Source organism: Polaribacter pacificus (assembly GCF_038024035.1).
Taxonomy (GTDB): domain Bacteria; phylum Bacteroidota; class Bacteroidia; order Flavobacteriales; family Flavobacteriaceae; genus Polaribacter; species Polaribacter pacificus.
This window is the reverse complement of record NZ_CP150664.1, coordinates 2,463,227-2,488,464: the sequence shown is the minus strand read 5'-3', so window position 1 is coordinate 2,488,464 and position 25,238 is coordinate 2,463,227. Positions and strand designations below refer to the sequence as shown.

Below are 25,238 nucleotides of genomic sequence, written 5' to 3'. Positions count from 1 at the left end.
TTTGGATTCTTAAATAAAAAAAAATCGCTGTATTATTTAGCTAAAGAAAACTTGTAAATAATAGTTCCTGTTTGTTTGATTGGAGCATTATTATCAGGGTTCCATGTAGTTCTTAAGGCAGCTTCTTTAGCAGGTTTCAATAAACACTCCGCGGTATTTGTGGTACCTTTAACTCCTGCGATTGCTTTAATTACTTTACCTGTTCTATCAACCTCGATACTAACAACAACAATTCCCTCTTCATTACATTCAGGTTTTTCTATGGGCTTAGACAAAGCATTTCTTCCGGATAAATTGTAATTGCTATCACCATCGTCACCGTTGTTCCCATAATATTTGGTAGATTTTGGATCGCCTTTTAAATCTCCTTTTACTCCAGTATTATCAGAATCTCCCTCGTTTTTTGGTTTCCCATCATTTGAGTTCCCCTTCAATAGATTGTTTAAAGCATCTTGAGTTTCCTTTGATGGTTTTGGCTTTTCAACTTCCTCAGTTTTTTCTATAACCGTGGCATCTTTGGTCTCTTGTGTAACCAGCTCATCAGTTGTGGTCTCTTTTGGTGTATCAACAACTTCCTTAGGCGTTTCTGTTTGTTTTTCTACAGGTTGTTTTTGTATCGGTTGATTTTTGGTGTTTTCAACTGGGTCTCCACTACCTACATTTGCATCTCCAAAATTAATAGCCAGGCCGTATTCTTCTGGTGGATCTAAATACCTTAAGCCATAATTAAAGACAGCAAACAAAATCATCAAAAGCAAAGCACTTGTGATGACCGCAGATTTTCGTTGGTGTTTGGTCTTTAAAATTGTCATATTAATTTGCTTTTACGGCTAAAATCATCTTTAATTTGTTCCTATTTGCAATGTCAATAATTTTCATAACATTTTTATAAGGCACATCTTTATCTCCTCTAATCACCACTGTCTTAGCCTTATCAGAACCTACTTGTTTTAACAACTCTGTCTCTAAATTACCTTCACTAACCTTTGTCTTATCGATATAATACAACGATTGATTTGTTATGGTTACAGCAACAGATTTTTTATTTTCAGTAGTTCCTCCAGCCTTTGGTAGTAATACATCAATTGCACTTACCGTAACCAAAGTAGAAGTGAGCATAAAAAAGATCAACAATAAAAACACGATGTCTGTCATAGACGACATGTTAAAATTGGGATTTACTTTATTTCTTCCTCTTAAATTCATATTATATTTTCAAAGATTTAAAAGATCTTTTAGATTTTATACTTTCGATTATCAAACTCACCTAAGCTGGGTCATTTAATAAATCTAAAAACTCAACAGACTTTGCTTCCATCTGGTAAACAACCTTATCTGTTCTTACTACCAAATGATTGTAAGTAACATAGGCTATAATCCCGACAATCAAGCCAGCTACTGTAGTTGTCATTGCGGTATACAAGCCATCAGACAACAACTTGATATCAATTTGACCTCCTGAGTTGGCTATTTCATGTATGGCAACAATCATACCAATTACAGTCCCTAAAAACCCAATCATTGGAGCTGCTCCGGCTATAGTAGCCAAAACACTAACATTTCTTTCTAATTTATAAACTTCCAATTTTCCTGAGTTCTCAATCGCTTTATTAATATCATCCAAAGGTTTTCCAATTCTTGAAATTCCTTTACCAATCAATCGAGATGTTGGAGAATCAGTAACATTACACAATTCAGTCGCAGCCTCTAACTTTCCATCAGACACAAAATCTTTAATCTGATTCATGAAATTCTCATCAACTTTAGCGGCAGCTTTAATAGCAAAAAATCGCTCAAAATAAATATACAAAGCAATCGCTAACAACACAAAAAGCAAAGCAATGATCATAAGACCACCCGTACCACTTTCCATGATTAGCTTATATATCGACAATGTTTTTTCATCAGATACCGCCGTTATTCCGTCTAAATTTTCTTGTATAAACAACATCATTTTATTTAAGTATAAGTTTATGTAAATGTAAGGTTTTATGTTTCTAAAAAATTGTTAAAAAAAAGCTCGAGTTGTTCTCGAGCTTTTTTATTTAAAATAATGATCTCATAATCATAAAAGCAAACGAGCCAACCAAGAATCCAATCATTGCTAGCCAAGATATTTTTTTCAGATACCAAAAGAAATCGATTTTCTCCATTCCCATTGCTACAACTCCTGCTGCAGATCCTATTATTAACATACTTCCTCCAGTACCAGCAGAAAAAGCAATAAAGTGCCAAAGTTCATCATCAATTGGCTGAGAGAACATACCTAAACTTGCCGCAACTAAAGGTACATTGTCTATCACTGCAGATCCAATACCTAATAATAAAACAACTAAATCTGAAACTCCTTCACCATGAAGTTCTGTTCCCATCATAGGGACTGTCTCTTTTAGAGTTGTTGCAAAATTAAATAGTATACCCAAAGATTCTAAAGCAGCAACTGCCATTAAAATTCCTAAGAAGAACAAAATACTAGGCATTTCAATCTTAGAAAGTGAATGATGCACTGGGCTATGGTGCGCATTACTATCAGACTCTGCGCTGTTAAAATCAGTTAATGAAAACTTGGTTCTACTATAGATTTCTGCGAAAGTTGCCACCACTGCCAAAGAAAGCATCATACCAACATAAGGAGGCAAGTGAGTTACTGTTTTAAAAATAGGCACAAAAACAATAGCACCTAAACCTAAATACAGCATTATTGCACTGTATTTGCTTTTTGGCTTCTCTTCATCGGTTGTTTCATCAGTATCAATATTTCCTTTAAATGCAGGTAAAAAACTTGCGATTAGAGAAGGAACTATCATACACAATAATGATGGAATTAATAAGTATTCTATAAGCTTACCAGCAGTCACCTTTTTACCAATCCAAAGCATGGTTGTGGTAACATCTCCAATTGGAGACCAAGCACCACCTGCATTTGCAGCTACAATGATTAATCCTGCAAACCAAATTCGATCTTCTCGTTTATGGATAATTTTCTGCAAAATAGAAATCAATACAATTGTTGCTGTTAAATTGTCAATAATTGCAGACAAAATAAATGCTAAGAATGAAAAAATCCATAAGATTCTTCTTTTACTCTTTGTTTTTATAAAGCTTTTAATGGTAGAAAAACCATCAAAATAATCAATAATCTCTACAATAGTCATTGCCCCTAGTAAGAAGACAAGAATTTCAGCTGTTTTACCCAGATGATGTAATAGTGTTTCTTCTAGTATATGCACCTTGTCTTCAGCAACTAATGAAGAAAAATTATCTACTAATGCATGTTTAGCTGAATCAAACCAAGTAGGAAACTGGTCGACATTTAACGCAACTAATGCCCAACAGACTGCCATCATAGCTAGTGCTGGTATTAATTTATCTATTTTTAAATTGTGCTCTAATGTAATAGCTAGATACCCTATTACAAAAACGGAAATGATAATCGACTCCATCATAATTATTATTTGTTAAATTAATTCTTTTAAGGCTATTTCAAAAGCTGTTTCGCTAATTCTTGTTTTTGACGCACTTCTTGTAAAAGTTTTTTGAAGGGCTTTTTTAATGGTATTTGAAGTATCTTCAAAAATAGCCTCATCCGTCATCTCTACTCTTCTCTCCATAAAATAAGCAAATACTCTCGCCATTCCACAGTTTGAAATGAAATCAGGGATTAAACTTACCTTTTTATCGGTATCTTCCATAATAGAACCAAAGAAAATTTCTTGATCGGCAAAAGGCACATTTGCTCCACAAGAAATCACTTCCAAACCAGAAGCAATCATTTGGTTAATCTGTTCTTGTTGAACCAATCTTGAAGCTGCACATGGAGCAAAAATTTCACAATTTAAATTCCAAATTGTACTGTTAATCTCCTCAAAAGGGATCATGTTATCAGCCACTAAGGTATTCCCATCTTTGTTTAAAAAGAATTGTTTAATTTCATCAAAAGTAAATCCTTCTTCTTTTACAACTCCTCCATTTCTATCAATAATTCCCACAACCTTTGCTCCCATTTGAGCTAAATAATAGGCAGCTGCAGATCCTACATTTCCAAAACCTTGAACTACGGCTTTTTTACCCACCACAGATCCACCATAAATATCATAATAATGACGAACTGCTTCAGCAACACCAAAACCGGTGATCATATCAGCAACTGTATATTTCCTTAAGACATCAGGAGAAAAGTTACTGTTTTCTAACACCTTAATCACTCCGTGTCTCAATTGTCCAATTCTGTTTATCTTATCAGCTTCAGTCGGCTTAAAATGACCATTAAAGACGCCTTCTTGCGGGTGCCAAACACCACAATCTTCTGTCATTGGAATCACCTCGTGAATTTCATCAACATTAAGATCTCCCCCAGTTCCGTAATAGTTTTTAAGTAAAGGTGCGACTGCTTTATACCAACGTTCCAAAACTCCTTTTTTACGAGGATCTTGTGGGTCAAAGTTGATTCCTGATTTTGCTCCTCCAATAGCTGGACCAGATACGGTAAACTTAACCTCCATCGTTTTGGCCAAAGACATTACTTCGTACATGTCTAGTCCTTTTCTCATTCTTGTTCCTCCACCAGCAGCTCCACCTCTTAATGAGTTGATCACTGTCCAACCTTCGGCTTCTGTTTCAGAATCTTTCCAATTAAATACTATTTCTGGTTTTTTATTTTCGTATATCTTAAGTAAATCTTTCATGCTAAATTTTATAATTTTATTAGGTGTTCTATTTTTTTCTAAGTCTCAATAAGAAAGAAGCTAAAGTTGGTTCATGGTCAATAAAATTATAAGTTTGAATATATGTACTAAAGACAAACTTACTGCAAAAAAATGATTGTCCCAACAAATTAACTTGACTTTTAAGTTAAAATTAATGGCTTAAAAATAACACCAGAACTATGATCTCTTTTAGCTCCGGTAACACTACTCAAGCAATTAACCTGATTATCAAGGCGTAACAAACCTAAAAAAGCAAAAATTAAAGCCTCTTTAAAATGAATCAAAGTTGCATCAACAGCTGCAATTTTAACAGAATTATAACGCTGTAATTCTGCTATCAAAAAGCTATTGAGAACACCCCCTCCCGTTATTAAAACTGTCGAATCTGTCTTTAAATTTTTGGCTATCTGAAAAGCACTATGCGTTGTAAAAGTTCTCAAAACACTAGAAACTTCTATACCTGATGCATCAATTAAGGGAAAAATTGATTGCTGCACCCACTCTAAGCCCAAAGATTTAGGAGCAATCTTACTATAATAACTCATTCTATTTAACGCTGTAAATAAGGACTCGTCAAAAAGCCCTTTCGCTGCTATTTTTCCTTGATCATCATAAGCCAAACCCAACAGATTAGCATACCTATTTAATACGATGTTTACTGGACAAATATCAAAAGCTATTCTACGGTCTTTTGCTTGGTAAGAAATATTGGCAAATCCACCTAAATTAATACAGGCATCATAGTCACTAAACAACAATGCGTCTCCAATAGGCACTAAAGGCGCTCCTTGCCCACCTAGTTGTACGTCTTGGGTTCTAAAATCACAAACTACTTTGCATTGGGTTTTGTTTGCAATTACTTGTCCGCTTCCTATTTGCAAAGTAATCCCTTTATGGGGCTCATGCAGAACAGTGTGTCCATGCGATGCAATAAAATCTATTTTTGTTAACTGGTGTTTTTTTATAAAGTCACAAAGCATTTGAGCCAACAAATCACCATAGATTACATCTAAATTAATGAGCTCTTCCTTTGACAATCCTATTGCTGTTTGCAAGCGTTCTTTCCAAACTGCATCATAAGAAATGGTTTCAGAAAGCAAAATTTTAAAGTTAGTAGGCCGTTGTTTTTCAAAACGAACATAAACAAGATCAACCCCATCTAAAGAAGTTCCGGACATCAATCCAATAGCGTAAGAAAAAGTTCTTTCCATATTGGTAAAAATAAAAAAACTTTATTGATAATTTGCCACGAAAAAAGTATCTTTGGGCACATTTTTTACGAATATAACAATATACTATCATGGATTTTAGTCTTACAGAAGAACATATAATGATTAGAGACGCTGCACGTGATTTTGCTCAAACTGAGCTATTACCTGGAGTAATTGAAAGAGATGAACAACAACACTTTCCTCAAGAATTGGTAAAGAAAATGGGAGATCTTGGTTTCTTAGGAATCATGGTTGATCCAAAATATGGAGGAAGCGGAATGGATGCTATCTCGTATGTGCTTATCATGGAAGAGCTTTCTAAAATTGATGCATCTGCATCTGTAATTGTATCTGTAAACAACTCATTGGTTTGTTATGGTATAGAAGCTTACGCAAATGAAGAGCAAAAACAAAAATATTTAACCAAACTAGCAACAGGAGAGTTTGTTGGAGCCTTTTGTTTGTCAGAACCAGAAGCAGGATCTGATGCAACTTCACAAAAAACAACTGCCATTGACATGGGAGATCACTATGTAATAAACGGTACAAAAAACTGGATTACAAGTGGAGGAAGAGCTGATGTATATTTAGTGATTGCACAAACAGATAAAGAAAAAGGACATCACGGAATCAATGCTTTTATCGTAGAAAAAGGAATGGAAGGTTTCCATGTTGGTCCTAAAGAAAATAAACTAGGTATTAGAGGTTCTGACACCCATACTTTACAGTTTAACGACGTTAAAGTTCCAAAAGAAAATAGAATTGGAGAAGATGGTTTTGGTTTTAAATTTGCAATGAAAACCTTATCAGGAGGACGTATTGGAATTGCTGCACAGGCCTTAGGTATTGCATCTGGCTCTTATGAGTTGGCTTTAAAATACTCTAAAGAGCGCAAGGCTTTTGGAACAGAAATTTGCAACCATCAAGCCATTGCATTTAAATTAGCAGACATGTACACAGACATTACTGCTGCACGTCATTTGGTAATGAAGGCAGCTTGGGATAAAGATCAAGGAAATAACTATGATGTTTCTGGAGCCATGGCTAAATTGTATGCCTCAAAAGTTGCTATGGAACACTCTGTAGAAGCAGTTCAGATTCACGGTGGTAATGGTTTTGTAAAAGAATACCACGTAGAACGATTGATGAGAGATGCCAAAATTACACAGATCTATGAAGGGACTTCTGAGATTCAAAAAATTGTCATTTCTAGAAGCCTTATAAAAGGCTAAAAAGAATTTTATAAAAATTAAAAGTCCATCTCTAATAAGATGGGCTTTTTTTTGGGCGCAACCCTAAGGGTCGGGCTCTCCACATTAGTAGCCAAGCTGCGCGTGGCTAGCTAATTTGCTGTGATTCCTTGCGCAGAGAAGAACTCAATCTTCAAAATCCAGATCGTAAAGTTGCAAACCCGATGAAGGAGCAATACTAGGCAAATGCAATCGATCATTGTCTTCTGCTAATGAGGCCTTGATAAAATCAAGATCTACCTTTCCTCGACCCAGCTCAAAGAGCACACCCATCATCAATCGGATTTGATATCTCAAAAAGCCTTTTCCTTTTACTTTCAAAACATAGCTTTTCTCTGGAAAAAAATTAGCCTGCAAGACTGTGTTTTCAACAATTTCACACAAATCTATTTCTCTTTTAAAAACAGTTTTTTCAGAGGGTTTGGTACAATATTTATGAAAAAAATGTACTCCACTAAACAAACTCGCTCCCTGCATCATAAGATCGACATCTAAAGGCTCTGGCAAACCCACTATAAAAGGAGCTGCAAAAGGATGTGTTTTTTCGCCAAAAGAAAAATAATAATGATACTCTTTGTATTTAGAAGACTGAATAATATTAAATGAAGCCGAAGTTTTAACCACGCTCAGCATTCTAATATCCGGAGGAGCATTGTAATTAAAATCAGCTATAAAATCAGCTTCATTAATACTACTCTTTACAAACAATTGCAAGGCATATTTTGATGCTGACACTTTTGCATCTGTTCGACCGGCTCCAAGCGTTTTATAAACCTGCGTATCGTCAAAAACAAAATCTAGAGTTTTATCAATCATTTCATGAACCGTCTTGGCATTTGTTTGTTTTTGCCAACCGTGAAAACGAAAACCTAAAAACTGAATCGTCATCAAATAACTATGTGCATACTTCATATAAACAAAGCTACGACAAATAAAAAAATGAGTCCAATTGTATTTTTATTAAATTCTTAAAATCTAAGTCTCAGATTCACAACCCCTCAATTTCTACAGACATAAATTCAATTATTTTACATTTTATTGATATATACCCCTTGTTTTTTAAGTGCAACTACCAAAAACTATAACGTTTTAGGTGATTACCCCTTATTTTTATTCAATTTAAATTTTTACTTTTATTTTTTTAACGGGAAAATACAGACCTAAACCTGGCATTTTTTCACAATCTAAAAAACAGATGAAAAAAATCGAAACCATCATTCGAAAATCAAAATTTAAAGATGTCAAAGACGCTTTACACCAAGTAGGGGTTAATTTCTTTTCGTATTGGGACGTTACTGGTCTTGGGAACGAAAAAGAAGGACATGTATATAGAGGCGTTAGTTACAGCACTAGCGATATACAAAGAAGGTATTTATCAATCGTAGTAAACGACGACTTTGAAGAAGCAACCATACAGGCCATTCTAAACGCTGCCTCAACAGGCCAAGTAGGTGATGGAAAAATCTTTGTTTCAGAGGTTCTAGAAACTTACAGAATACGCACAGGAGAAAAAGGAAAATCAACATTATACTAAAAACAAAGAAGAATGGATCAATTAACAATCAATAATGTTTGGATGATGCTTTGTACTGCCTTAGTCTTTTTTATGCATTTGGGCTTTGCACTCTTAGAAATCGGATTAACACGTCAAAAAAACACACTCAATATCTTATTTAAAAATATTTTTATCATCACCTCAGGCTTGTTATTATACTATCTAATAGGATTTAATTTAATGTACCCTGGTTTTGATGAAAATGCTACAGGTTTATTAGGTTTCTCAGGTTTCGGCCTAGATGCTCCATTAAATTCAGATGGACTGTTAAACCTTGATTATAATGTTGGATACACCTATTGGACAGATTTTCTCTTTCAAGGGATGTTTGCTGCTACCGCTGCCACAATTGTTTCTGGAGCGGTGGCTGAACGAATGAAACTTGGATCCTTTATTATTTTTGCAATCCTCTATGTGGGCCTGATCTACCCGATAGCAGGATCTTGGAAATGGGGTGGTGGCTTTTTACAAAACCTAGAAACCCCGTTTTATGATTTTGCAGGTTCTACACTGGTACACTCAGTGGGTGGTTGGGCTGCCTTGGTTGCAGTATGGCTACTCAAACCCAGAATAGGTAAATTTAAAAACGGAAAATTACAGGCAATCCCTGGCCATAACATTCCTTTAGCAACTGCCGGCGTACTAATCTTATGGTTGGGCTGGTTTGGATTTAACGGAGGCTCTGTTTTATCTGCAGATCCAGGCGCAACATCAATAACCCTAGTAACCACGTGTTTAGCTGCCGCATCAGGAGGACTCTTAGCTTTTATCGTATCAACAATACGCTACAAAAACTATGATCTAACCATGTTTCTCAACGGAATACTTGGAGGTCTCGTAGGTATAACTGCAGGAGCTGATCAGATGTCACCTACAGATGCCATTGTCATTGGAGCCATTGCTGGTGTACTTATTGTCTTTGCAATTTCATTTATTGACAAACTTAAGCTTGATGACCCTGTAGGGGCCATTGCAGTGCATTTAATTTGCGGAATTTGGGGCACCTTAGCTGTGGGAATCTTCGGGAACTTAGCTAGTTGGAATCAATTTTACAGTCAATTGATAGGTGTTTTTTGTTATGCTGCTCTTTGCATACCTGCTTCTTTTCTAATTATTTACTTCTTAAAAATATCGATTGGAATAAGAGTCAGTGAAAAAGAAGAAATGGAAGGTTTGGACAGCCATGAACACGGGATGGATGCATATCCAGATTTTAGACTTAATGAACATTAAGCACTTTAAGAAAAGCTTTTCGTTAAAACTATAGAATTAATACAATTAAGTCGATTTGCTTTTATAACTTTAAGTACTTAAAAACAGTTACCATGTCTAAACTACCTAAGCTTGCAAGATTTGAAGAAAATGTAGCGTCAAAATACCAGATTTACAACAGCGTATTTATGACCTTGCCATTTGATAGTATTACAAAGACAGGTGTGTTATTGCCTTTGTTCCATGAGACGTGTTTAAATGGTTTTTCCAAAGGTGATGACCCTACTACTATTGTTAACCGTTTTTTTAAAAAATACCAAGCAGGTAGAACTGAAAAAAGTCAGATAGATTTGCTCTTTCAGTTTATTCAATATATAGAAAGACAGGTTGTGTTGTTTGACGCCATAGAGGATGCAGCATTTCCGATCATTAATAATATGGATGGTATCGGAACTTTAAGAAGCCTTAAAGAATCGGCAGAATCAAATCATAAACTAGAAGAACTTAAAAAATATTTAGAAGCGTTTAAGGTTCGAATTGTGCTAACAGCACATCCAACTCAGTTTTATCCAGGCACTGTTTTAGGAATCATTACCGATTTAACTGAAGCCATCAGAGAGAATAATTTTCACGACATCAAAGATTTGCTTGCTCAATTAGGTAAGACACCCTTTTTTAAGCATACCAAACCAACACCTTATGATGAAGCCGTTAGTTTAATCTGGTACTTAGAGAATGTATTTTACACATCTTTTGGAAGTATCTTTGATTATATTCAACAGAATATTTTTGACAATAAAACCATTAGCAATAACATTATTAATATTGGCTTTTGGCCTGGAGGTGATCGAGATGGAAACCCGTTTGTAACCCCAGAAACCACACTTTTAGTTGCTAAAAGACTAAAGACTACCATCTTAAAAAATTACTATAAAGATCTTAGAACATTAAAGAGAAAATTGACTTTTAAGGGTGTTGAAGAAAAAATAGCAACTTTAGAGTTGTTGGTTTTTGCAGCTATAGAAAACCCTGATTCAAAGGATTTGACACTGAGTTTTTTAAAAGGAGAACTAGTTGCCATTAAAGAAGTTCTAATCAAAGAACATCAATCCTTGTATCTAACTGAAGTAGAAAGCTTGATAAATAAAGTACATTTATTTGGATTTCACTTTGCAAACTTAGACATACGTCAAGACAGTCGTGTACACGACACCTTGTTTAACAACTTAGTTAAACATTTGATAGACAGCAATGATGCAATTTTCTCAAAAGACTATTTAAAACTAACTGAAAAACAACAGGTTGATTATTTATCTAAAATATCTGGCAGTATAGATATCACAGATATAGAAGATAGCACCAAAGCATTAGAAGCAATGAAGATCGTCAAAGAGATTCAAGCAAGTAATGGAGAAATGGCCTGTAATCGATATATCATTAGCAACAATCAAACAGCCTTAAATGTAATGCAGCTCTTTGCGATGTTAAGACTAGTTGCTTTTGAAAAAATATTGACGGTAGATATTGTACCTCTTTTTGAGACCATTCCTGATCTAAAAAATGCACAAAAGGTAATGGAAGAACTCTACAGCAATGAGGAATATAGAAAACACCTTAAGCAACGTGGCGATCATCAAACAATTATGTTAGGCTTTAGTGATGGGACAAAAGATGGTGGTTATTTTATGGCAAACTGGGCCATATTTAAAGCCAAAGAACAATTAACAAGCATCTCAAGAAAGTACGGAATAACTGCCATATTTTTTGATGGAAGAGGCGGACCTCCAGCGAGAGGTGGTGGGAAAACACATCAGTTTTATGCGTCTTTAGGCTCTGGCATAGAAGACAAAGAAGTACAATTAACTATTCAAGGTCAGACTATTAGCTCAAATTTTGGCACACTAGATTCATCACAATACAATCTAGAACAACTGATAAGTTCTGGGGTCACAAATACCTTAAAGGGAAAAAATACAGATATTTCTAAAGAGAATTATGCTGTATTAGATGAGCTTGCACAATTGAGTTATGAGGCATATGTAAGTTTTAAAAACGATCTTATGTTTATCCCTTATTTAGAAAGAATGAGCACCTTAAAATATTATGCCAAGACAAATATTGGAAGTAGACCTTCTAAAAGAGGAAACTCATCAAAACTAGTTTTTTCTGATCTAAGAGCAATCCCATTTGTGGGATCCTGGAGTCAATTAAAACAGAATGTCCCTGGATTCTTTGGTGTAGGTACGGCATTGAAACATTATGAAGACGCAGGAGAGTTTAAAAAGGTAATGCAATTATATCAAGAATCTAATTTCTTTAAGACTTTGATCGAAAACAGCATGATGTCCTTATCAAAATCATTCTTTAGCCTTACTCAATATATGGCTAAAGATCCAGAATTTGGTGATTTTTGGAATCGAATACATAGCGAATACCAAACAACAAAGCGATTACTTCTTAAACTAACAGGCTATACCCAATTAATGGAAAATGAACCAACAGGTAAAGCATCTATAGACTTAAGAGAATCTATTGTACTTCCTTTGTTAACTATTCAGCAATTTGCATTAAAAAAGATTCAAGAATTAGAAAAATCTCCGACAGATGTCTCTAAAGAAATAGAATTATTCGAAAAAATTGTCACCAGATCACTCTTTGGAAACATAAATGCCAGTAGAAACTCAGCATAATCTTTATAAAAGAGCCAAACCCTCTCAATTTCATTAAAAATAAGGCAAAAAAAAATCCTCAATCTAAAAATAGATTGAGGATTAAAGAAAGGCAACGACCTACTCTCCCACCTAGTGGCAGTACCATCGGCGCAAATGGGCTTAACTTCTCTGTTCGGGAAGGGAAGAGGTGAGCCCCATCGCTATAATCACCTTAAGTCTTTATCGGATTGCTCCGAGATTTCACTTCAGTTATTGCTAACTGTAAAAATTAACATATTGGTCTAATAATATCGTTTTAGTCATCTAGTTACTGAACAAGTTCAGCATAAAAAAGAGTGTCGCCCCGACCCGAGAGTCGGGGACTGTACATAAGCCTATGGGTTATTAGTAATACTCGGCTATGACATTACTGCCTTTACACCTGTATCCTATCAACGTTGTAATCTCCAACGACCCTTTAAAGAAATCTCATCTTGTGGTGGGTTTCGCGCTTATATGCTTTCAGCGCTTATCCCTTCCGAACGTAGCTACCCAGCAGTGCTCCTGGCGGAACAACTGGTACACTAGAGGTTCGTCCAACTCGGTCCTCTCGTACTAGAGTCAGATCCACGCAAATTTCTAACGCCCACAGCAGATAGAGACCGAACTGTCTCACGACGTTCTGAACCCAGCTCGCGTGCCACTTTAATGGGCGAACAGCCCAACCCTTGGGACCTTCTCCAGCCCCAGGATGTGACGAGCCGACATCGAGGTGCCAAACCCCCCCGTCGATGTGAGCTCTTGGGGGAGATCAGCCTGTTATCCCCGGAGTACCTTTTATCCTTTGAGCGATGGCCCTTCCATGCGGAACCACCGGATCACTATGCTCTTGTTTCCAACCTGATCGACCTGTATGTCTCTCAGTCAAGCACCCTTATGCCATTGCACTCTACGTACGGTTACCAAGCGTACTGAGGGTACCTTTAGAAGCCTCCGTTACTCTTTTGGAGGCGACCACCCCAGTCAAACTACCCACCAAGCACTGTCCTCATTTCTGAGTTAGGCTCTAGACAAGCAAAGGGTGGTATTTCAAGGACGACTCCACAACGCCTAGCGACGCCACTTCATAGTCTCCCACCTATCCTACACATTACTTATCCAAAGTCAATACTAAGCTATAGTAAAGGTTCACGGGGTCTTTTCGTCCCGCTGCGGGTAATCGGCATCTTCACCGATACTACAATTTCACCGAGCTCATGGCTGAGACAGTGTCCAGATCGTTGCACCATTCGTGCAGGTCGGAACTTACCCGACAAGGAATTTCGCTACCTTAGGACCGTTATAGTTACGGCCGCCGTTTACTGGGGCTTCATTTCAGATCTTCGCCGAAGCTAAACCCTCCACTTAACCTTCCAGCACCGGGCAGGTGTCAGGCCTTATACATCATCTTTCAATTTAGCAAAGCCCTGTGTTTTTGATAAACAGTCGCCTGGACCTTTTCACTGCGGCCCCACCGGAGTGGGGCGACCCTTCTCCCGAAGTTACGGGTCTATTTTGCCTAGTTCCTTAGCCATGAATCTCTCGAGCACCTTAGAATTCTCATCCCAACTACCTGTGTCGGTTTACGGTACGGGTTCTTATAATCTGAAGCTTAGAGGTTTTTCTTGGAAGCTTTTAGGCACACTATCCACTTGTCCGAAGACGCGTGGTACTATCAGACTTCAGCAAAACCTAACTCTTAATCTGGTCCTATACCTAAATCCTTCAACGTACTATTCCGTCAGTACGCGGTGCTTTCAATACTCCGTCACCCCATCGCAATTATAAGAAGTACAGGAATATTAACCTGTTATCCATCGACTACTCCCTTCGGATTCGCCTTAGGACCCGACTAACCCTCAGCTGATTAGCATCGCTGAGGAAACCTTAGTCTTTCGGTGTGCGGGTTTCTCGCCCGCATTATCGTTACTTATGCCTACATTTTCTTTTGTAATCACTCCAGCATACCTTACAGTACACCTTCTGCGCAGATTACAATGCTCCCCTACCACTTGTATATAATACAAATCCATAGCTTCGGTAATATGTTTATGCCCGATTATTATCCATGCAAAACCGCTCGACTAGTGAGCTGTTACGCACTCTTTAAATGAATGGCTGCTTCCAAGCCAACATCCTAGCTGTCTAAGCAGTTTCACCTCGTTAGTTCAACTTAACATATATTTGGGGACCTTAGCTGATGGTCTGGGTTCTTTCCCTCTCGGACATGGACCTTAGCACCCATGCCCTCACTGCTGTGTATATTTTATAGCATTCGGAGTTTGTCAGGAATTGGTAGGCGGTGAAGCCCCCGCATCCAATCAGTAGCTCTACCTCTATAAAACTTTACCACAACGCTGCACCTAAATGCATTTCGGGGAGTACGAGCTATTTCCGAGTTTGATTGGCCTTTCACCCCTACCCACAGGTCATCCAAAGACTTTTCAACGTCAACTGGTTCGGTCCTCCACTATGTGTTACCACAGCTTCAACCTGCCCATGGGTAGATCACTCGGTTTCGCGTCTACTACTACTAACTATGCGCCCTATTCAGACTCGCTTTCGCTCCGGCTCCATGACTTAATCACTTAACCTTGCTAGAAACAGTAACTCGTAGGCTCATTATGCAAAAGGCACGCCGTCACACAGTAAATGTGCTCCGACCGCTTGTAGGCGTACGGTTTCAGGATCTCTTTCACTCCCTTACTTAGGGTTCTTTTCACCTTTCCCTCACGGTACTAGTTCACTATCGGTCTCTCAGGAGTATTTAGCCTTACCGGATGGTCCCGGTGGATTCATACAGGATTACTCGTGTCCCGCACTACTCAGGATACCACTATCAATAACTTCGCTTACTTATACGGGACTATCACCCTCTTTGGTCTGTCTTTCCAAACAGTTCTAATTCACTTAGCATCGAATATCGTGGTCCTACAACCCCAAAATTGCCGTAACAACTTTGGTTTGGGCTAATCCGCGTTCGCTCGCCACTACTAACGGAATCACTATTGTTTTCTCTTCCTCCGGTTACTTAGATGTTTCAGTTCACCGGGTTTACCCCTATTGCTAGGTGACATGCCTTCAGCATGCCGGGTTGCCCCATTCGGATATCTACGGATTATAAGGTATGTGCCCCTCCCCGTAGCTTTTCGCAGCTTATCGCGTCCTTCATCGTCTCTGAGAGCCTAGGCATCCGCCATACGCCCTTATTTAGCTTATTGTACTTTTTGCTGTAGAATTACTTCTACAACGAGCTCTTTTATTATTTTTATAAATTTTTCGCTTAGACTATTTAAAGTCTAAACCTTCTCTATCTATTTGATTCTTACGATATCATTATACCAATATGTCAATGAACTTTTAAGTCTTCCGACTTTTGTGGAGAATATCGGAGTCGAACCGATGACCTCCTGCGTGCAAGGCAGGCGCTCTAGCCAGCTGAGCTAATCCCCCATTTCTAAATCCTAAATAATTAGAATTCTTAATGTGAGTTAGAATTCTCAGTCCTAGAATTTCCTGTATATATCAAACTTTTTGTAGTCTCGGGCAGACTCGAACTGCCGACCTCTACATTATCAGTGTAGCGCTCTAACCAGCTGAGCTACGAGACTATAATAGCTTTAATATATTGTTTTTTAAAATTAACAGCAAAGAGTAAAATACTTCTTTTGTAACTCACCATCTTTTCTCTAGAAAGGAGGTGTTCCAGCCGCACCTTCCGGTACGGCTACCTTGTTACGACTTAGCCCTAGTTACCAGTTTTACCCTAGGCGGCTCCTTACGGTGACCGACTTCAGGTACCCCCAGCTTCCATGGCTTGACGGGCGGTGTGTACAAGGCCCGGGAACGTATTCACCGGATCATGGCTGATATCCGATTACTAGCGATTCCAGCTTCACGGAGTCGAGTTGCAGACTCCGATCCGAACTGTGATATGGTTTATAGATTCGCTCCTATTTGCATAGTGGCTGCTCATTGTCCATACCATTGTAGCACGTGTGTAGCCCAGGACGTAAGGGCCGTGATGATTTGACGTCATCCCCACCTTCCTCACGGTTTGCACCGGCAGTCTCGTTAGAGTCCTCAGCATGACCTGCTAGCAACTAACGATAGGGGTTGCGCTCGTTATAGGACTTAACCTGACACCTCACGGCACGAGCTGACGACAACCATGCAGCACCTTGTGATCTGTCCGAAGAAAACTCTATCTCTAAAGCTGTCAGACCACATTTAAGCCCTGGTAAGGTTCCTCGCGTATCATCGAATTAAACCACATGCTCCACCGCTTGTGCGGGCCCCCGTCAATTCCTTTGAGTTTCAATCTTGCGACCGTACTCCCCAGGTGGGACACTTATCACTTTCGCTTAGTCACTGAGATAAATCCCAACAACTAGTGTCCATCGTTTACGGCGTGGACTACCGGGGTATCTAATCCCGTTCGCTCCCCACGCTTTCGTCCATGAGCGTCAGTATATACGTAGTAGACTGCCTTCGCAATCGGTATTCTGTGTAATATCTATGCATTTCACCGCTACACTACACATTCTATCTACTTCCGTATAACTCAAGTCAACCAGTATCAAAGGCAGTTCCATAGTTAAGCTATGGGATTTCACCTCTGACTTAATTGACCGCCTGCGGACCCTTTAAACCCAATGATTCCGGATAACGCTTGCACCCTCCGTATTACCGCGGCTGCTGGCACGGAGTTAGCCGGTGCTTATTCTTACAGTACCGTCAAGGTCCCTCACGAGGGACGGTTTCTTCCTGTATAAAAGCAGTTTACAACCCATAGGGCCGTCTTCCTGCACGCGGCATGGCTGGGTCAGAGTTGCCTCCATTGCCCAATATTCCTCACTGCTGCCTCCCGTAGGAGTCTGGTCCGTGTCTCAGTACCAGTGTGGGGGATCTCCCTCTCAGGACCCCTACCTATCGCTGTCTTGGTGAGCCGTTACCTCACCAACTAACTAATAGGACGCATAGCCATCTTATACCAATAAATCTTTCATTAATCTATGATGCCATAAACTAATAATATGAGGCATTAATCTTCATTTCTAAAGGCTATTCCTCAGTATAAGGTAGGTTCTATACGCGTTACGCACCCGTGCGCCGGTCGTCAGCGGAAAAGCAAGCTTTTCCCTGTTACCCCTCGACTTGCATGTGTTAAGCCTGCCGCTAGCGTTCATCCTGAGCCAGGATCAAACTCTTCATCGTATATTTTTAATAATTTGGATGATTTCGTTTCAAAAGAATTATGGTTCGAAAACCATGTAATCTTACTCTTTGTTTTACGCTGTCAATTTCAATATTTTCAATGAACTTCTTAATCAAGCCAACACAGCTTTTAAACTCTGCCTTTTTAACTAATCATTTGTAGAATTGTTAGACTCGAACTAACCGATTTTTACTCCTTAAAAACCCTTCCAAAAATTCCTGAACTTCGCTTGTGTCTCAAAGCGGGTGCAAATGTATAAACTCTTTTTGAACTACAAAAACTTTTTTGAAAGTTTTTTAAAAAAAATTTATCCCGATATTTTTCTGTGAACTGCCCCGTAATAACGGACGGCAAAGATACTAACTTTTTTAATTAAATAACAAAAAAAATAAAACTTTTTTTTAATCTTTTTTCCTAATCAAATCAATACCTAATCCTCAATGAACATCACCTAAACTAAACCATTTTTTAGCCCTTAGCGGCTGCAAATATACACCCCATTTTCAATCCCACAACCTTTTTCTTAACCTTTTTTTTACACAACTATTTAAATGCCTAATCCAAAACAACTTACACTCAAAACTTTTTTTTAAACCAAACAAAACAAAAGCTAATTTGAACGCCTTTGCTGCTTTTTTACAGAAAACACCCCTACTAAGACACCTATAATAATGGTATATAAACATGGAAAATATCTTTACATATATATATTGTAGGAAATCGCCTTTTATAATATCTTTGTACTTTATAAAAAACACAAGCATGATTCATATTACATTACCTGACGGAAGCGTTAGAGATTTCAACACAAACAGCACTCCAATGGATGTTGCAAAGAGTATAAGCGAAGGTTTTGCTAGAAATGTTATTTCTGCAAGCTTTAATGATACCACTGTTGAAACCTCTACCCCTTTAACAACTGATGGTAACTTAACCTTATATACATTTAATGATGACGCAGGAAAAAAAGCTTTTTGGCATTCTTCTGCTCACGTTTTAGCTCAGGCTATCTTAGAGTTTCATCCCAATGCTAAATTAACCATTGGTCCAGCAATAGATAATGGCTTTTATTATGATATTGATTTGGGAGAAGAAATGATCTCAGAAAAAGACTTTGCTCAGATAGAGAAAAAGTTCCTGGAGCTAGCTAGAGGAAAACACAAGTTTAATCTTCGTTCTGTTTCTAAGGCAGATGCTTTAGACTATTATAAGAAAGAAAACAATCCTTATAAGGTAGAGCTAATAGAAAATCTAACTGACGGTGACATTACTTTCTGTGACCACAGTGATTTTACAGATCTTTGTCGTGGTGGCCACATTCCTGACACAGGAATCATCAAAGCCATTAAAGTAATGAGTGTTGCGGGTGCGTATTGGCGTGGTGATGAAAAAAACAACCAGCTAACACGTATCTACGGAATATCGTTTCCAAAACAAAAAATGCTTACTGAGTATCTAGAACTCCTAGAAGAAGCAAAAAAGAGAGATCATAGAAAATTAGGAAAAGAGCTAGAGTTGTTTACTTTTTCTCAAAAAGTTGGCGCGGGACTTCCTTTATGGTTACCAAAAGGAGCAGCATTGCGCGGACGTTTAGAAGATTTCTTAAAGAAAGCACAAAAGAAAGCAGGTTATGAGATGGTCATGACTCCACATATTGGTCAAAAAGAACTCTATGTAACTTCTGGGCATTATGAAAAATACGGAGCAGATAGTTTTCAACCTATCAAGACTCCAAAAATGGATGAGGAGTTTTTATTAAAACCTATGAACTGTCCACATCACTGTGAGGTATATAATTTTAAACCTCATTCTTATAAAGACTTGCCAAAACGTTTTGCAGAATTTGGTACTGTATATAGATATGAACAAAGCGGTGAGCTACATGGATTAACAAGAGTTCGTGGCTTTACACAAGATGATGCACATATCTTTTGTACACCAGAACAATTAGATCAAGAATTTAAAGATGTTATAGACTTGGTCTTATACGTCTTTGGTTCTTTAGGTTTTGAAAACTTTACAGCCCAGGTATCTGTTAGAGATATGCAAAACCTAGACAAGTATATAGGTGATGTAGAAACTTGGGAATTAGCAGAACAAGCCATCATTAATGCAGCAACTGACAAAGGCTTAGATTTTGTCATTGAAGAGGGTGAAGCTGCATTTTACGGACCTAAGCTAGACTTTATGGTAAAGGATGCTTTAGGCAGAAGTTGGCAGTTAGGAACCATACAAGTTGACTACAATTTACCAAAACGTTTTGATTTAACCTATAAAGGTGCCGACAATCAAATGCACAGGCCAGTAATGATTCACAGAGCCCCTTTTGGTTCTATGGAGCGATTTATTGCAGTGTTACTAGAACATACAGGAGGAAATTTCCCACTTTGGCTAACCCCAGATCAAGTTATCTTATTGCCAATCAGTGATAAATATCAGAAATATTCAGAAAAAGTTTTAGAATTGCTAGAAAATTCCGAAATTCGCGCCCTCGTAGATGATCGAAGTGAGAAAACCGGAAGAAAAATTCGGGATGCAGAAGTGAGTAAGATTCCATACATGATTATTGTAGGAGAAAAAGAAGAAGCAGAAGGAACAGTTTCTGTAAGAAAACACGGAGAAGGAGACATAGGAACATTTACCATAGAAGAGTTTATCTCTTTTATACAAGAAGAAATACAAAAAACAGTAATAGCATTTAAGTAATCATTTAAAAATTTACAGCCATAGCAATACGTAGAAATAAACCAAGAAGACCTTTAAGAGTAATCAAAGAAGATCAACACAGAATTAATCATAAGATTAAGTTTGTTGATGAAGTACGCCTAGTAGGAGACAATGTAGAAGTTGGAGTATATCCTATTTCACAAGCCAGAACTTTGGCCGAAGAGTTAGAGTTAGACTTGGTAGAGATATCACCAAAAGCGATACCTCCTGTTTGTAAAATTATTGATTACAAGAAATTTCTATACGAACAAAAGAAACGCGAAAAGGCTTTAAAGTCTAAAGCGACTAAGGTAACCGTAAAAGAAATTCGTTTTGGACCTCAAACTGATGAGCATGATTATGAGTTTAAAAAGAAACATGCTATCAAATTTTTACAAGACGGATCAAAATTAAAAGCCTTTGTATTTTTCAAAGGACGATCTATCATCTTTAAAGAGCAAGGGCAAATTTTATTATTAAAGTTAGCTCAGGAACTTGAAGAATACGGTAAAGTAGAACAATTACCAAAACTAGAAGGAAAGCGAATGATCATGTACATCGCTCCCAAGAAAGTAAAATAATTAGATCCTAAAGCGAGTTTAGGATAAACAATCTTATAAGCAAGATAAAAACGAAGGAGAAATGCCTAAAATGAAAACCAAATCTAGTGCCAAAAAGCGTTTTAAGCTTACAGGTTCTGGAAAACTAAAGAGAAAGCATGCGTTTAAAAGTCACATCTTAACAAAGAAGTCTAAAAAACGTAAGCTTAAATTGACACATGCGACATTAGTACACAAGTCTGATGAAGCAAACATCAAGCAACAATTGAACTTAAAATAATTAAGTCAATTACAAGGTAGTATTATTATAAACCATGAGGTGGGCCCAAAAGAGTTTTGAGTGATGAGTTTTAAGTTTTGAGTTGGATCTAAAAAGACCACAACTAAAACCTAAAGATTAACAACAAAAAAACCGCCTTACTCCAAAAAAACAATTTGAATTATGCCAAGATCAGTAAATTCAGTAGCTTCAAGAAAGAGAAGAAAAAAAATCTTGAAAGCAGCAAAAGGGTACTTTGGACGTAGAAAAAACGTTTATACAGTAGCAAAAAATGCGGTTGAAAAAGCAATGACATATGCTTATAGAGACCGTAAAAACAATAAGAGAAACTTCCGTGCATTATGGATCCAACGTATTAACGCTGGTGCTAGACAATACGGAATGTCTTACTCTCAGTTTATGGGAAAAGTTAAAGCTAATAATATCGAATTAAACCGTAAGGTTTTAGCTGATTTAGCGATGAACAACCCAGAAGCTTTTAAGGCAATTGTAGAGAAAGTAAAATAATTTAATAATTCTTGCTTATATAAAAACCCAAACATAGTATTGTTTGGGTTTTTTTTGTTTCTTTACTATCTTGTACTCCCTAATAAATAAGCCTGTATGAAATTTTTTACATTATTTTTAAGTTTGTTGCTTACAACAGCTGCTTTTAGCCAGCAATCCAAAGACACTATCAACACCAACAGTTTAGATGAACAATATAAAAAACTGTACAAATCATCAAACAACTACCAAGAATACAAAGTTGTTCTCAAAGAAAAGCTAACTACTTTCCACAGCAACATTCTTGATTCTGTAAAGAACTTCAACACACTCATTGATCAAAAGAATAGCTTAATTACTCAACAGCAAAAGACCATTAGTAATCTTGAAAAAGAGAAGCTAGAAACCCAAAAGAAACTGAACGAAGCAGTAAAGAAAGAAGACAGCATTTCACTGTTTGGTTGGCTCTTGCAAAAAACACTATACAACACGCTGATGTTTGGGGTCATCATTTTGTTGTTTATCCTACTCTTTTATTTTATTTTCAAATTTAAAAACTCAAACATTGTCACTCAGAAAGCTATTCTAGACTTAGAAGATGTAGAAAATGAGTTTGCAATTCACAGAAAGAAAACCTTAGAAAAGGAACAAAAACTTAGACGTGCTCTACAAGATGAAATCAACAAAAACAGGACTAGCTAATCATAAGCTTCTTAAAATAACAACATAAAAAAAACCGATGTGCTTTACATCGGTTTTTTTTATAAATAAGAATACATTTAATTAAATACCATCATCTCCTAAATTTTTCAATTTTTGAGTGTTCTCGGCTAATTTTAATTCTTCTATAATCTTATGGATATCTCCATTTACTATATTTTGCAAATCATACAAGGTTAAACCAATTCTGTGATCAGTAACACGACCTTGAGAATAATTATAGGTTCTAATCTTAGCACTACGATCCCCACTAGAAACCATAGAACCACGTTTTAAGGCATCGGCTTCTTGTTTCTTAGCCAACTCCATATCATACAAACGTGAGCGCAAAACCTTAAAAGCTTTCTCCTTATTTTTATGCTGTGATTTTTGATCTTGACACTGCGCAACCAAACCTGTTGGAATGTGAGTTAAACGCACTGCAGAATAGGTTGTATTTACTGATTGACCTCCAGGACCAGAAGAACAGAAAAAATCAATTCTTACGTCTTTGGGATTAATCTGTACATCAAACTCCTCTGCTTCCGGAAACACCATTACCGTTGCTGCCGAAGTATGTACTCTACCTTGTGTTTCTGTTTGAGGCACACGTTGTACACGGTGTACACCAGCTTCAAATTTTAAAGTACCATAGACATCATCACCAGTTACTTCAAATTGAATCTCTTTAAAACCACCATTAGTTCCTTCGCTAAAATCTACTGTAGAAACTGACCATCCTCTACTCTCGCAATATTTAGAATACATTCTAAACAAATCACCAGCAAAAATACTGGCTTCATCACCACCTGTACCAGCACGTAATTCTACTACAGCATTCTTTGAGTCTTCAGGATCTTTAGGAATCAAAAGAAGTTTAATTTCTTCTTCTAATTCAGGAATTCTGGTATTGGCTTCACTCATTTCCATTTTTGCCATTTCTACCATTTCCGCATCAGAACCATCAGCAATGATTTCTTTTGCCTCTTCAATACTGTTTAATAAAGATTGATATTCATCACCTTTTTTAACAACATCTCCTAAGTCTTTATATTCTTTACTTAATTGCACATAGCGCTTTTGATCTGTAATCACATCTGGTTGGATGATTAAATCAGAAACCTCATCAAAACGCTGTTTAACAATTCTTAATTTATCTAACATCTTCTAGTCTTTACTTGGAGTGCGAATTTACAATTTTCTCTGAACTTCTCTAAATTAGATTTCATGTATCTTTGATTAAATTATTTTGCTTACATGAAAAAAATAAATCTCTATTTTCAATTTTACAAAAATAAATTTGCTTTTCCTTTAGCTTTAAGTTTATTTACTTTGTTTAGTTTAAAGATTATGACTTTAGCTGTATTGACTTTAGCTGCAATTACTTTTTTAATTTGGTTTTATCAAAAGTTTATTAATGATAAAAAAAACCAAACCCTCTATTTTTATTACAATTTAGGATTGACAGAACTAAAATTATATACTTTTTTGTTCATTATAAATATGATTGTTTTAATCAGCATTAATATCGGTATCAAATGGATGTTTTAGAAATTGATAATGTTGAGTTAAATTTTGGAATAAATGAAGTCTTAAAAGCAATTTATTTTAAAGCTGAAAGAGGAAAAATTACAGGAATTTTAGGGAGAAATGGTTGCGGAAAAACATCTTTATTAAGAATCATTTTTGGAGAATTAAAACCAAATAACAAACTAATTAGAATAGATGATAAACCTATTTTAACTCCTTTATATAAAAAAGGATTCATAAAATACTTGCCGCAGTTTCATATAATTCCAAATTCGGTTTCTTTACAAAGTGGATTTCATTATTTTAATGCCTCATTTACTGATTTTTTAATCGATTTTCCGAATTATAAAACAAAAGAAAAGCTTCGTTTTTCTGATTTTTCTGGCGGAGAAAAGAGGTTGATAGAAACGTATATCATTCTAAAATCTGACGCAAAAATTGTTTTATTAGATGAACCTTTTTCTCATTTAGCTCCGTTATATATTCAAAAATTAAAGGAATTATTAGAAATTGAAAAACAAAATAAGATCATTATTATTACCGATCATTTATACAAAGAAATTTTAGAGGCTTCTGATGCCTTATATTTACTAAAAGATGCCTGGAGTAGATTCATAAAATCACCCGAAGAACTAATTCATTACAAATACATAAAATCATTATGAAAAAACTCATAGTACTAATAACCATCATTCTTATCGCTTCTTGCAACACAGAAACCAAACCTCAAAAACCTCAGTTTTTATTAGGAAAATGGATTAGAACAAACGACAAACCAGGAAGTACAACCTATGAAATCTGGAACAATAATTTTACTGGATTGGGCTTTACATTAAAAGAACAAGACACTGTTTTTAAAGAGATTTTAAGCATTGTTTCTATAAATAACACCTTATCCTTAAAAGTTGAGGGCGTTAATGAGACTGCCACAATGTTTAAAATCACGAGCCAAACTGATTCTTCTTTTGTTGCCGAAAATCCAACACATGATTTTCCTACAAAAATCAGATATTGGTTAGAAAACAAACAGTTAAAGGCGCATGTATCTAATGATGATTTTGGGATAGACTTTGTTTTTGAGAAGATCAAGTAACAGCGAGTGTCATTTCGAAATGAGTCTTTAGACGATAGAGAA

At 36.7% G+C, this 25,238-nt stretch carries 20 protein-coding genes, 2 tRNA genes and 3 rRNA genes; 12 read left to right on the top strand and 13 right to left on the bottom strand.

Translation table 11 applies throughout. The features are described 5' to 3' along the window. Positions 1–32: 32 nt before the first annotated feature. The 6 genes from WHC90_RS11325 to WHC90_RS11300 all read right to left on the bottom strand — a co-directional run bounded on the left by WHC90_RS11325 (position 33) and on the right by WHC90_RS11300 (position 5,917). A complete protein-coding gene (locus WHC90_RS11325; RefSeq protein WP_188599252.1) occupies positions 33–812 on the bottom strand; it encodes an energy transducer TonB in 780 nt (259 codons plus the stop codon). A 1-nt stretch (position 813) separates the two neighbouring features. Then, positions 814–1,206 (bottom strand): ExbD/TolR family protein, encoded by a 393-nt coding sequence (locus WHC90_RS11320; RefSeq protein ID WP_188599253.1) that lies wholly within the window; start codon positions 1,204–1,206, stop codon positions 814–816. Positions 1,207–1,267: 61 nt separating this feature from the next. Continuing rightward, on the bottom strand, positions 1,268–1,954 hold the full coding sequence (locus tag WHC90_RS11315) for a MotA/TolQ/ExbB proton channel family protein (RefSeq protein ID WP_188599254.1): 687 nt from the start codon (positions 1,952–1,954) through the stop codon (positions 1,268–1,270). Positions 1,955–2,045: 91 nt separating this feature from the next. After that, entirely contained in the window at positions 2,046–3,443 is a 1,398-nt protein-coding gene (nhaD, locus tag WHC90_RS11310) for a sodium:proton antiporter NhaD (protein ID WP_188599285.1), read from the bottom strand. A 15-nt stretch (positions 3,444–3,458) separates the two neighbouring features. Then, a complete protein-coding gene (locus tag WHC90_RS11305) occupies positions 3,459–4,685 on the bottom strand; it encodes a Glu/Leu/Phe/Val dehydrogenase dimerization domain-containing protein (protein ID WP_188599255.1) in 1,227 nt (408 codons plus the stop codon). 161 nt (positions 4,686–4,846) lie between these two features. Then, complete coding sequence (locus WHC90_RS11300; RefSeq protein ID WP_188599256.1) at positions 4,847–5,917, bottom strand: anhydro-N-acetylmuramic acid kinase; 1,071 nt, start codon at positions 5,915–5,917, stop codon at positions 4,847–4,849. A gap of 89 nt (positions 5,918–6,006) precedes the next feature. Here WHC90_RS11300 and WHC90_RS11295 point away from each other — a divergent pair, with 89 nt between their 5' ends. Then, positions 6,007–7,149 carry an acyl-CoA dehydrogenase gene (locus tag WHC90_RS11295; protein ID WP_188599257.1) on the top strand — a complete coding sequence of 381 codons (1,143 nt, stop codon included), beginning with the start codon at positions 6,007–6,009 and terminating at the stop codon, positions 7,147–7,149. A 144-nt stretch (positions 7,150–7,293) separates the two neighbouring features. Here WHC90_RS11295 and WHC90_RS11290 read toward each other — a convergent pair whose 3' ends face one another. Beyond that, entirely contained in the window at positions 7,294–8,079 is a 786-nt protein-coding gene (locus WHC90_RS11290) for a tRNA pseudouridine synthase A (protein WP_188599258.1), read from the bottom strand. 283 nt (positions 8,080–8,362) lie between these two features. Between WHC90_RS11290 and WHC90_RS11285 the strand changes: the two genes are divergently transcribed. From WHC90_RS11285 to WHC90_RS11275, 3 genes are all read left to right on the top strand, one after another. After that, on the top strand, positions 8,363–8,701 hold the full coding sequence (locus tag WHC90_RS11285; protein ID WP_188599259.1) for a P-II family nitrogen regulator: 339 nt from the start codon (positions 8,363–8,365) through the stop codon (positions 8,699–8,701). Positions 8,702–8,713: 12 nt separating this feature from the next. Beyond that, complete coding sequence (locus WHC90_RS11280) at positions 8,714–9,955, top strand: ammonium transporter (protein WP_188599260.1); 1,242 nt, start codon at positions 8,714–8,716, stop codon at positions 9,953–9,955. A 92-nt stretch (positions 9,956–10,047) separates the two neighbouring features. Further along, positions 10,048–12,624 carry a phosphoenolpyruvate carboxylase gene (locus WHC90_RS11275; protein WP_188599261.1) on the top strand — a complete coding sequence of 859 codons (2,577 nt, stop codon included), beginning with the start codon at positions 10,048–10,050 and terminating at the stop codon, positions 12,622–12,624. Positions 12,625–12,710: 86 nt separating this feature from the next. Here WHC90_RS11275 and rrf read toward each other — a convergent pair. The 5 genes from rrf to WHC90_RS11250 all read right to left on the bottom strand — a co-directional run bounded on the left by rrf (position 12,711) and on the right by WHC90_RS11250 (position 17,841). After that, a 5S ribosomal RNA gene (gene rrf / locus WHC90_RS11270) occupies positions 12,711–12,820 on the bottom strand. 150 nt (positions 12,821–12,970) lie between these two features. Then, a 23S ribosomal RNA gene (locus WHC90_RS11265) occupies positions 12,971–15,845 on the bottom strand. 158 nt (positions 15,846–16,003) lie between these two features. Next, a tRNA-Ala gene (locus tag WHC90_RS11260) sits at positions 16,004–16,077 on the bottom strand. Between the two features lie 84 nt (positions 16,078–16,161). Beyond that, positions 16,162–16,235 (bottom strand) — tRNA-Ile (locus tag WHC90_RS11255). Positions 16,236–16,317: 82 nt separating this feature from the next. Beyond that, positions 16,318–17,841, bottom strand: a 16S ribosomal RNA gene (locus WHC90_RS11250). Together the 16S, 23S and 5S rRNA genes with 2 tRNA genes alongside form the textbook arrangement of a ribosomal RNA operon. A gap of 763 nt (positions 17,842–18,604) precedes the next feature. Between WHC90_RS11250 and thrS the strand changes: the two genes are divergently transcribed. The 5 genes from thrS (at position 18,605) to WHC90_RS11225 (ending at position 22,576) form a co-directional block, all read left to right on the top strand. Continuing rightward, the gene (gene thrS, locus WHC90_RS11245; protein WP_188598556.1) at positions 18,605–20,548 is read left to right on the top strand and encodes a threonine--tRNA ligase; all 1,944 of its coding nucleotides are present in this window, start codon (positions 18,605–18,607) and stop codon (positions 20,546–20,548) included. A gap of 62 nt (positions 20,549–20,610) precedes the next feature. Then, positions 20,611–21,129 (top strand): translation initiation factor IF-3, encoded by a 519-nt coding sequence (infC, locus tag WHC90_RS11240; RefSeq protein ID WP_262890152.1) that lies wholly within the window; start codon positions 20,611–20,613, stop codon positions 21,127–21,129. 61 nt (positions 21,130–21,190) lie between these two features. Further along, on the top strand, positions 21,191–21,388 hold the full coding sequence (gene rpmI / locus WHC90_RS11235) for a 50S ribosomal protein L35 (RefSeq protein WP_188598555.1): 198 nt from the start codon (positions 21,191–21,193) through the stop codon (positions 21,386–21,388). A 162-nt stretch (positions 21,389–21,550) separates the two neighbouring features. Continuing rightward, the gene (rplT, locus tag WHC90_RS11230; protein WP_188598554.1) at positions 21,551–21,895 is read left to right on the top strand and encodes a 50S ribosomal protein L20; all 345 of its coding nucleotides are present in this window, start codon (positions 21,551–21,553) and stop codon (positions 21,893–21,895) included. 96 nt (positions 21,896–21,991) lie between these two features. Continuing rightward, entirely contained in the window at positions 21,992–22,576 is a 585-nt protein-coding gene (locus WHC90_RS11225) for a hypothetical protein (protein ID WP_188598553.1), read from the top strand. Positions 22,577–22,657: 81 nt separating this feature from the next. Here WHC90_RS11225 and prfA read toward each other — a convergent pair whose 3' ends face one another. Continuing rightward, entirely contained in the window at positions 22,658–23,737 is a 1,080-nt protein-coding gene (gene prfA, locus WHC90_RS11220) for a peptide chain release factor 1 (protein WP_188598552.1), read from the bottom strand. A gap of 93 nt (positions 23,738–23,830) precedes the next feature. Here prfA and WHC90_RS11215 point away from each other — a divergent pair, with 93 nt between their 5' ends. Genes WHC90_RS11215 through WHC90_RS11205 form a run of 3 tightly spaced genes read left to right on the top strand, consistent with a single transcriptional unit; the run spans position 23,831 to position 25,196 of the window. Further along, positions 23,831–24,124, top strand: a complete 294-nt coding sequence (locus WHC90_RS11215; RefSeq protein WP_188598551.1) for a hypothetical protein — start codon at positions 23,831–23,833, stop codon at positions 24,122–24,124. Further along, the gene (locus WHC90_RS11210) at positions 24,112–24,768 is read left to right on the top strand and encodes an ATP-binding cassette domain-containing protein (protein ID WP_188598550.1); all 657 of its coding nucleotides are present in this window, start codon (positions 24,112–24,114) and stop codon (positions 24,766–24,768) included. Before WHC90_RS11215 ends, WHC90_RS11210 begins: the two co-directional genes overlap by 13 nt. Next, positions 24,765–25,196, top strand: coding sequence for a DUF6265 family protein (locus tag WHC90_RS11205; protein ID WP_188598549.1), 432 nt, complete (start codon positions 24,765–24,767; stop codon positions 25,194–25,196). Before WHC90_RS11210 ends, WHC90_RS11205 begins: the two co-directional genes overlap by 4 nt. Positions 25,197–25,238: the final 42 nt, after the last annotated feature.

Bases quoted from the DNA above. Each gene is read 5' to 3' on its own strand.
- WHC90_RS11305 (WP_188599255.1), bottom strand. From the start codon at position 4,685: ATGAAAGATTTACTTAAGATATACGAAAATAAAAAACCAGAAATAGTA.
- WHC90_RS11215 (WP_188598551.1), top strand. From the start codon at position 23,831: ATGAAAAAAATAAATCTCTATTTTCAATTTTACAAAAATAAATTTGCT.
- WHC90_RS11320 (WP_188599253.1), bottom strand. From the start codon at position 1,206: ATGAATTTAAGAGGAAGAAATAAAGTAAATCCCAATTTTAACATGTCG.
- WHC90_RS11315 (WP_188599254.1), bottom strand. From the start codon at position 1,954: ATGATGTTGTTTATACAAGAAAATTTAGACGGAATAACGGCGGTATCT.
- WHC90_RS11275 (WP_188599261.1), top strand. From the start codon at position 10,048: ATGTCTAAACTACCTAAGCTTGCAAGATTTGAAGAAAATGTAGCGTCA.
- rplT (WP_188598554.1), top strand. From the start codon at position 21,551: ATGCCAAGATCAGTAAATTCAGTAGCTTCAAGAAAGAGAAGAAAAAAA.
- WHC90_RS11290 (WP_188599258.1), bottom strand. From the start codon at position 8,079: ATGAAGTATGCACATAGTTATTTGATGACGATTCAGTTTTTAGGTTTT.
- WHC90_RS11280 (WP_188599260.1), top strand. From the start codon at position 8,714: ATGGATCAATTAACAATCAATAATGTTTGGATGATGCTTTGTACTGCC.
- WHC90_RS11300 (WP_188599256.1), bottom strand. From the start codon at position 5,917: ATGGAAAGAACTTTTTCTTACGCTATTGGATTGATGTCCGGAACTTCT.
- WHC90_RS11295 (WP_188599257.1), top strand. From the start codon at position 6,007: ATGGATTTTAGTCTTACAGAAGAACATATAATGATTAGAGACGCTGCA.
- prfA (WP_188598552.1), bottom strand. From the start codon at position 23,737: ATGTTAGATAAATTAAGAATTGTTAAACAGCGTTTTGATGAGGTTTCT.
- WHC90_RS11210 (WP_188598550.1), top strand. From the start codon at position 24,112: ATGGATGTTTTAGAAATTGATAATGTTGAGTTAAATTTTGGAATAAAT.
- nhaD (WP_188599285.1), bottom strand. From the start codon at position 3,443: ATGGAGTCGATTATCATTTCCGTTTTTGTAATAGGGTATCTAGCTATT.
- WHC90_RS11205 (WP_188598549.1), top strand. From the start codon at position 24,765: ATGAAAAAACTCATAGTACTAATAACCATCATTCTTATCGCTTCTTGC.
- WHC90_RS11225 (WP_188598553.1), top strand. From the start codon at position 21,992: ATGAAATTTTTTACATTATTTTTAAGTTTGTTGCTTACAACAGCTGCT.
- WHC90_RS11325 (WP_188599252.1), bottom strand. From the start codon at position 812: ATGACAATTTTAAAGACCAAACACCAACGAAAATCTGCGGTCATCACA.
- thrS (WP_188598556.1), top strand. From the start codon at position 18,605: ATGATTCATATTACATTACCTGACGGAAGCGTTAGAGATTTCAACACA.
- rpmI (WP_188598555.1), top strand. From the start codon at position 21,191: ATGCCTAAAATGAAAACCAAATCTAGTGCCAAAAAGCGTTTTAAGCTT.
- WHC90_RS11285 (WP_188599259.1), top strand. From the start codon at position 8,363: ATGAAAAAAATCGAAACCATCATTCGAAAATCAAAATTTAAAGATGTC.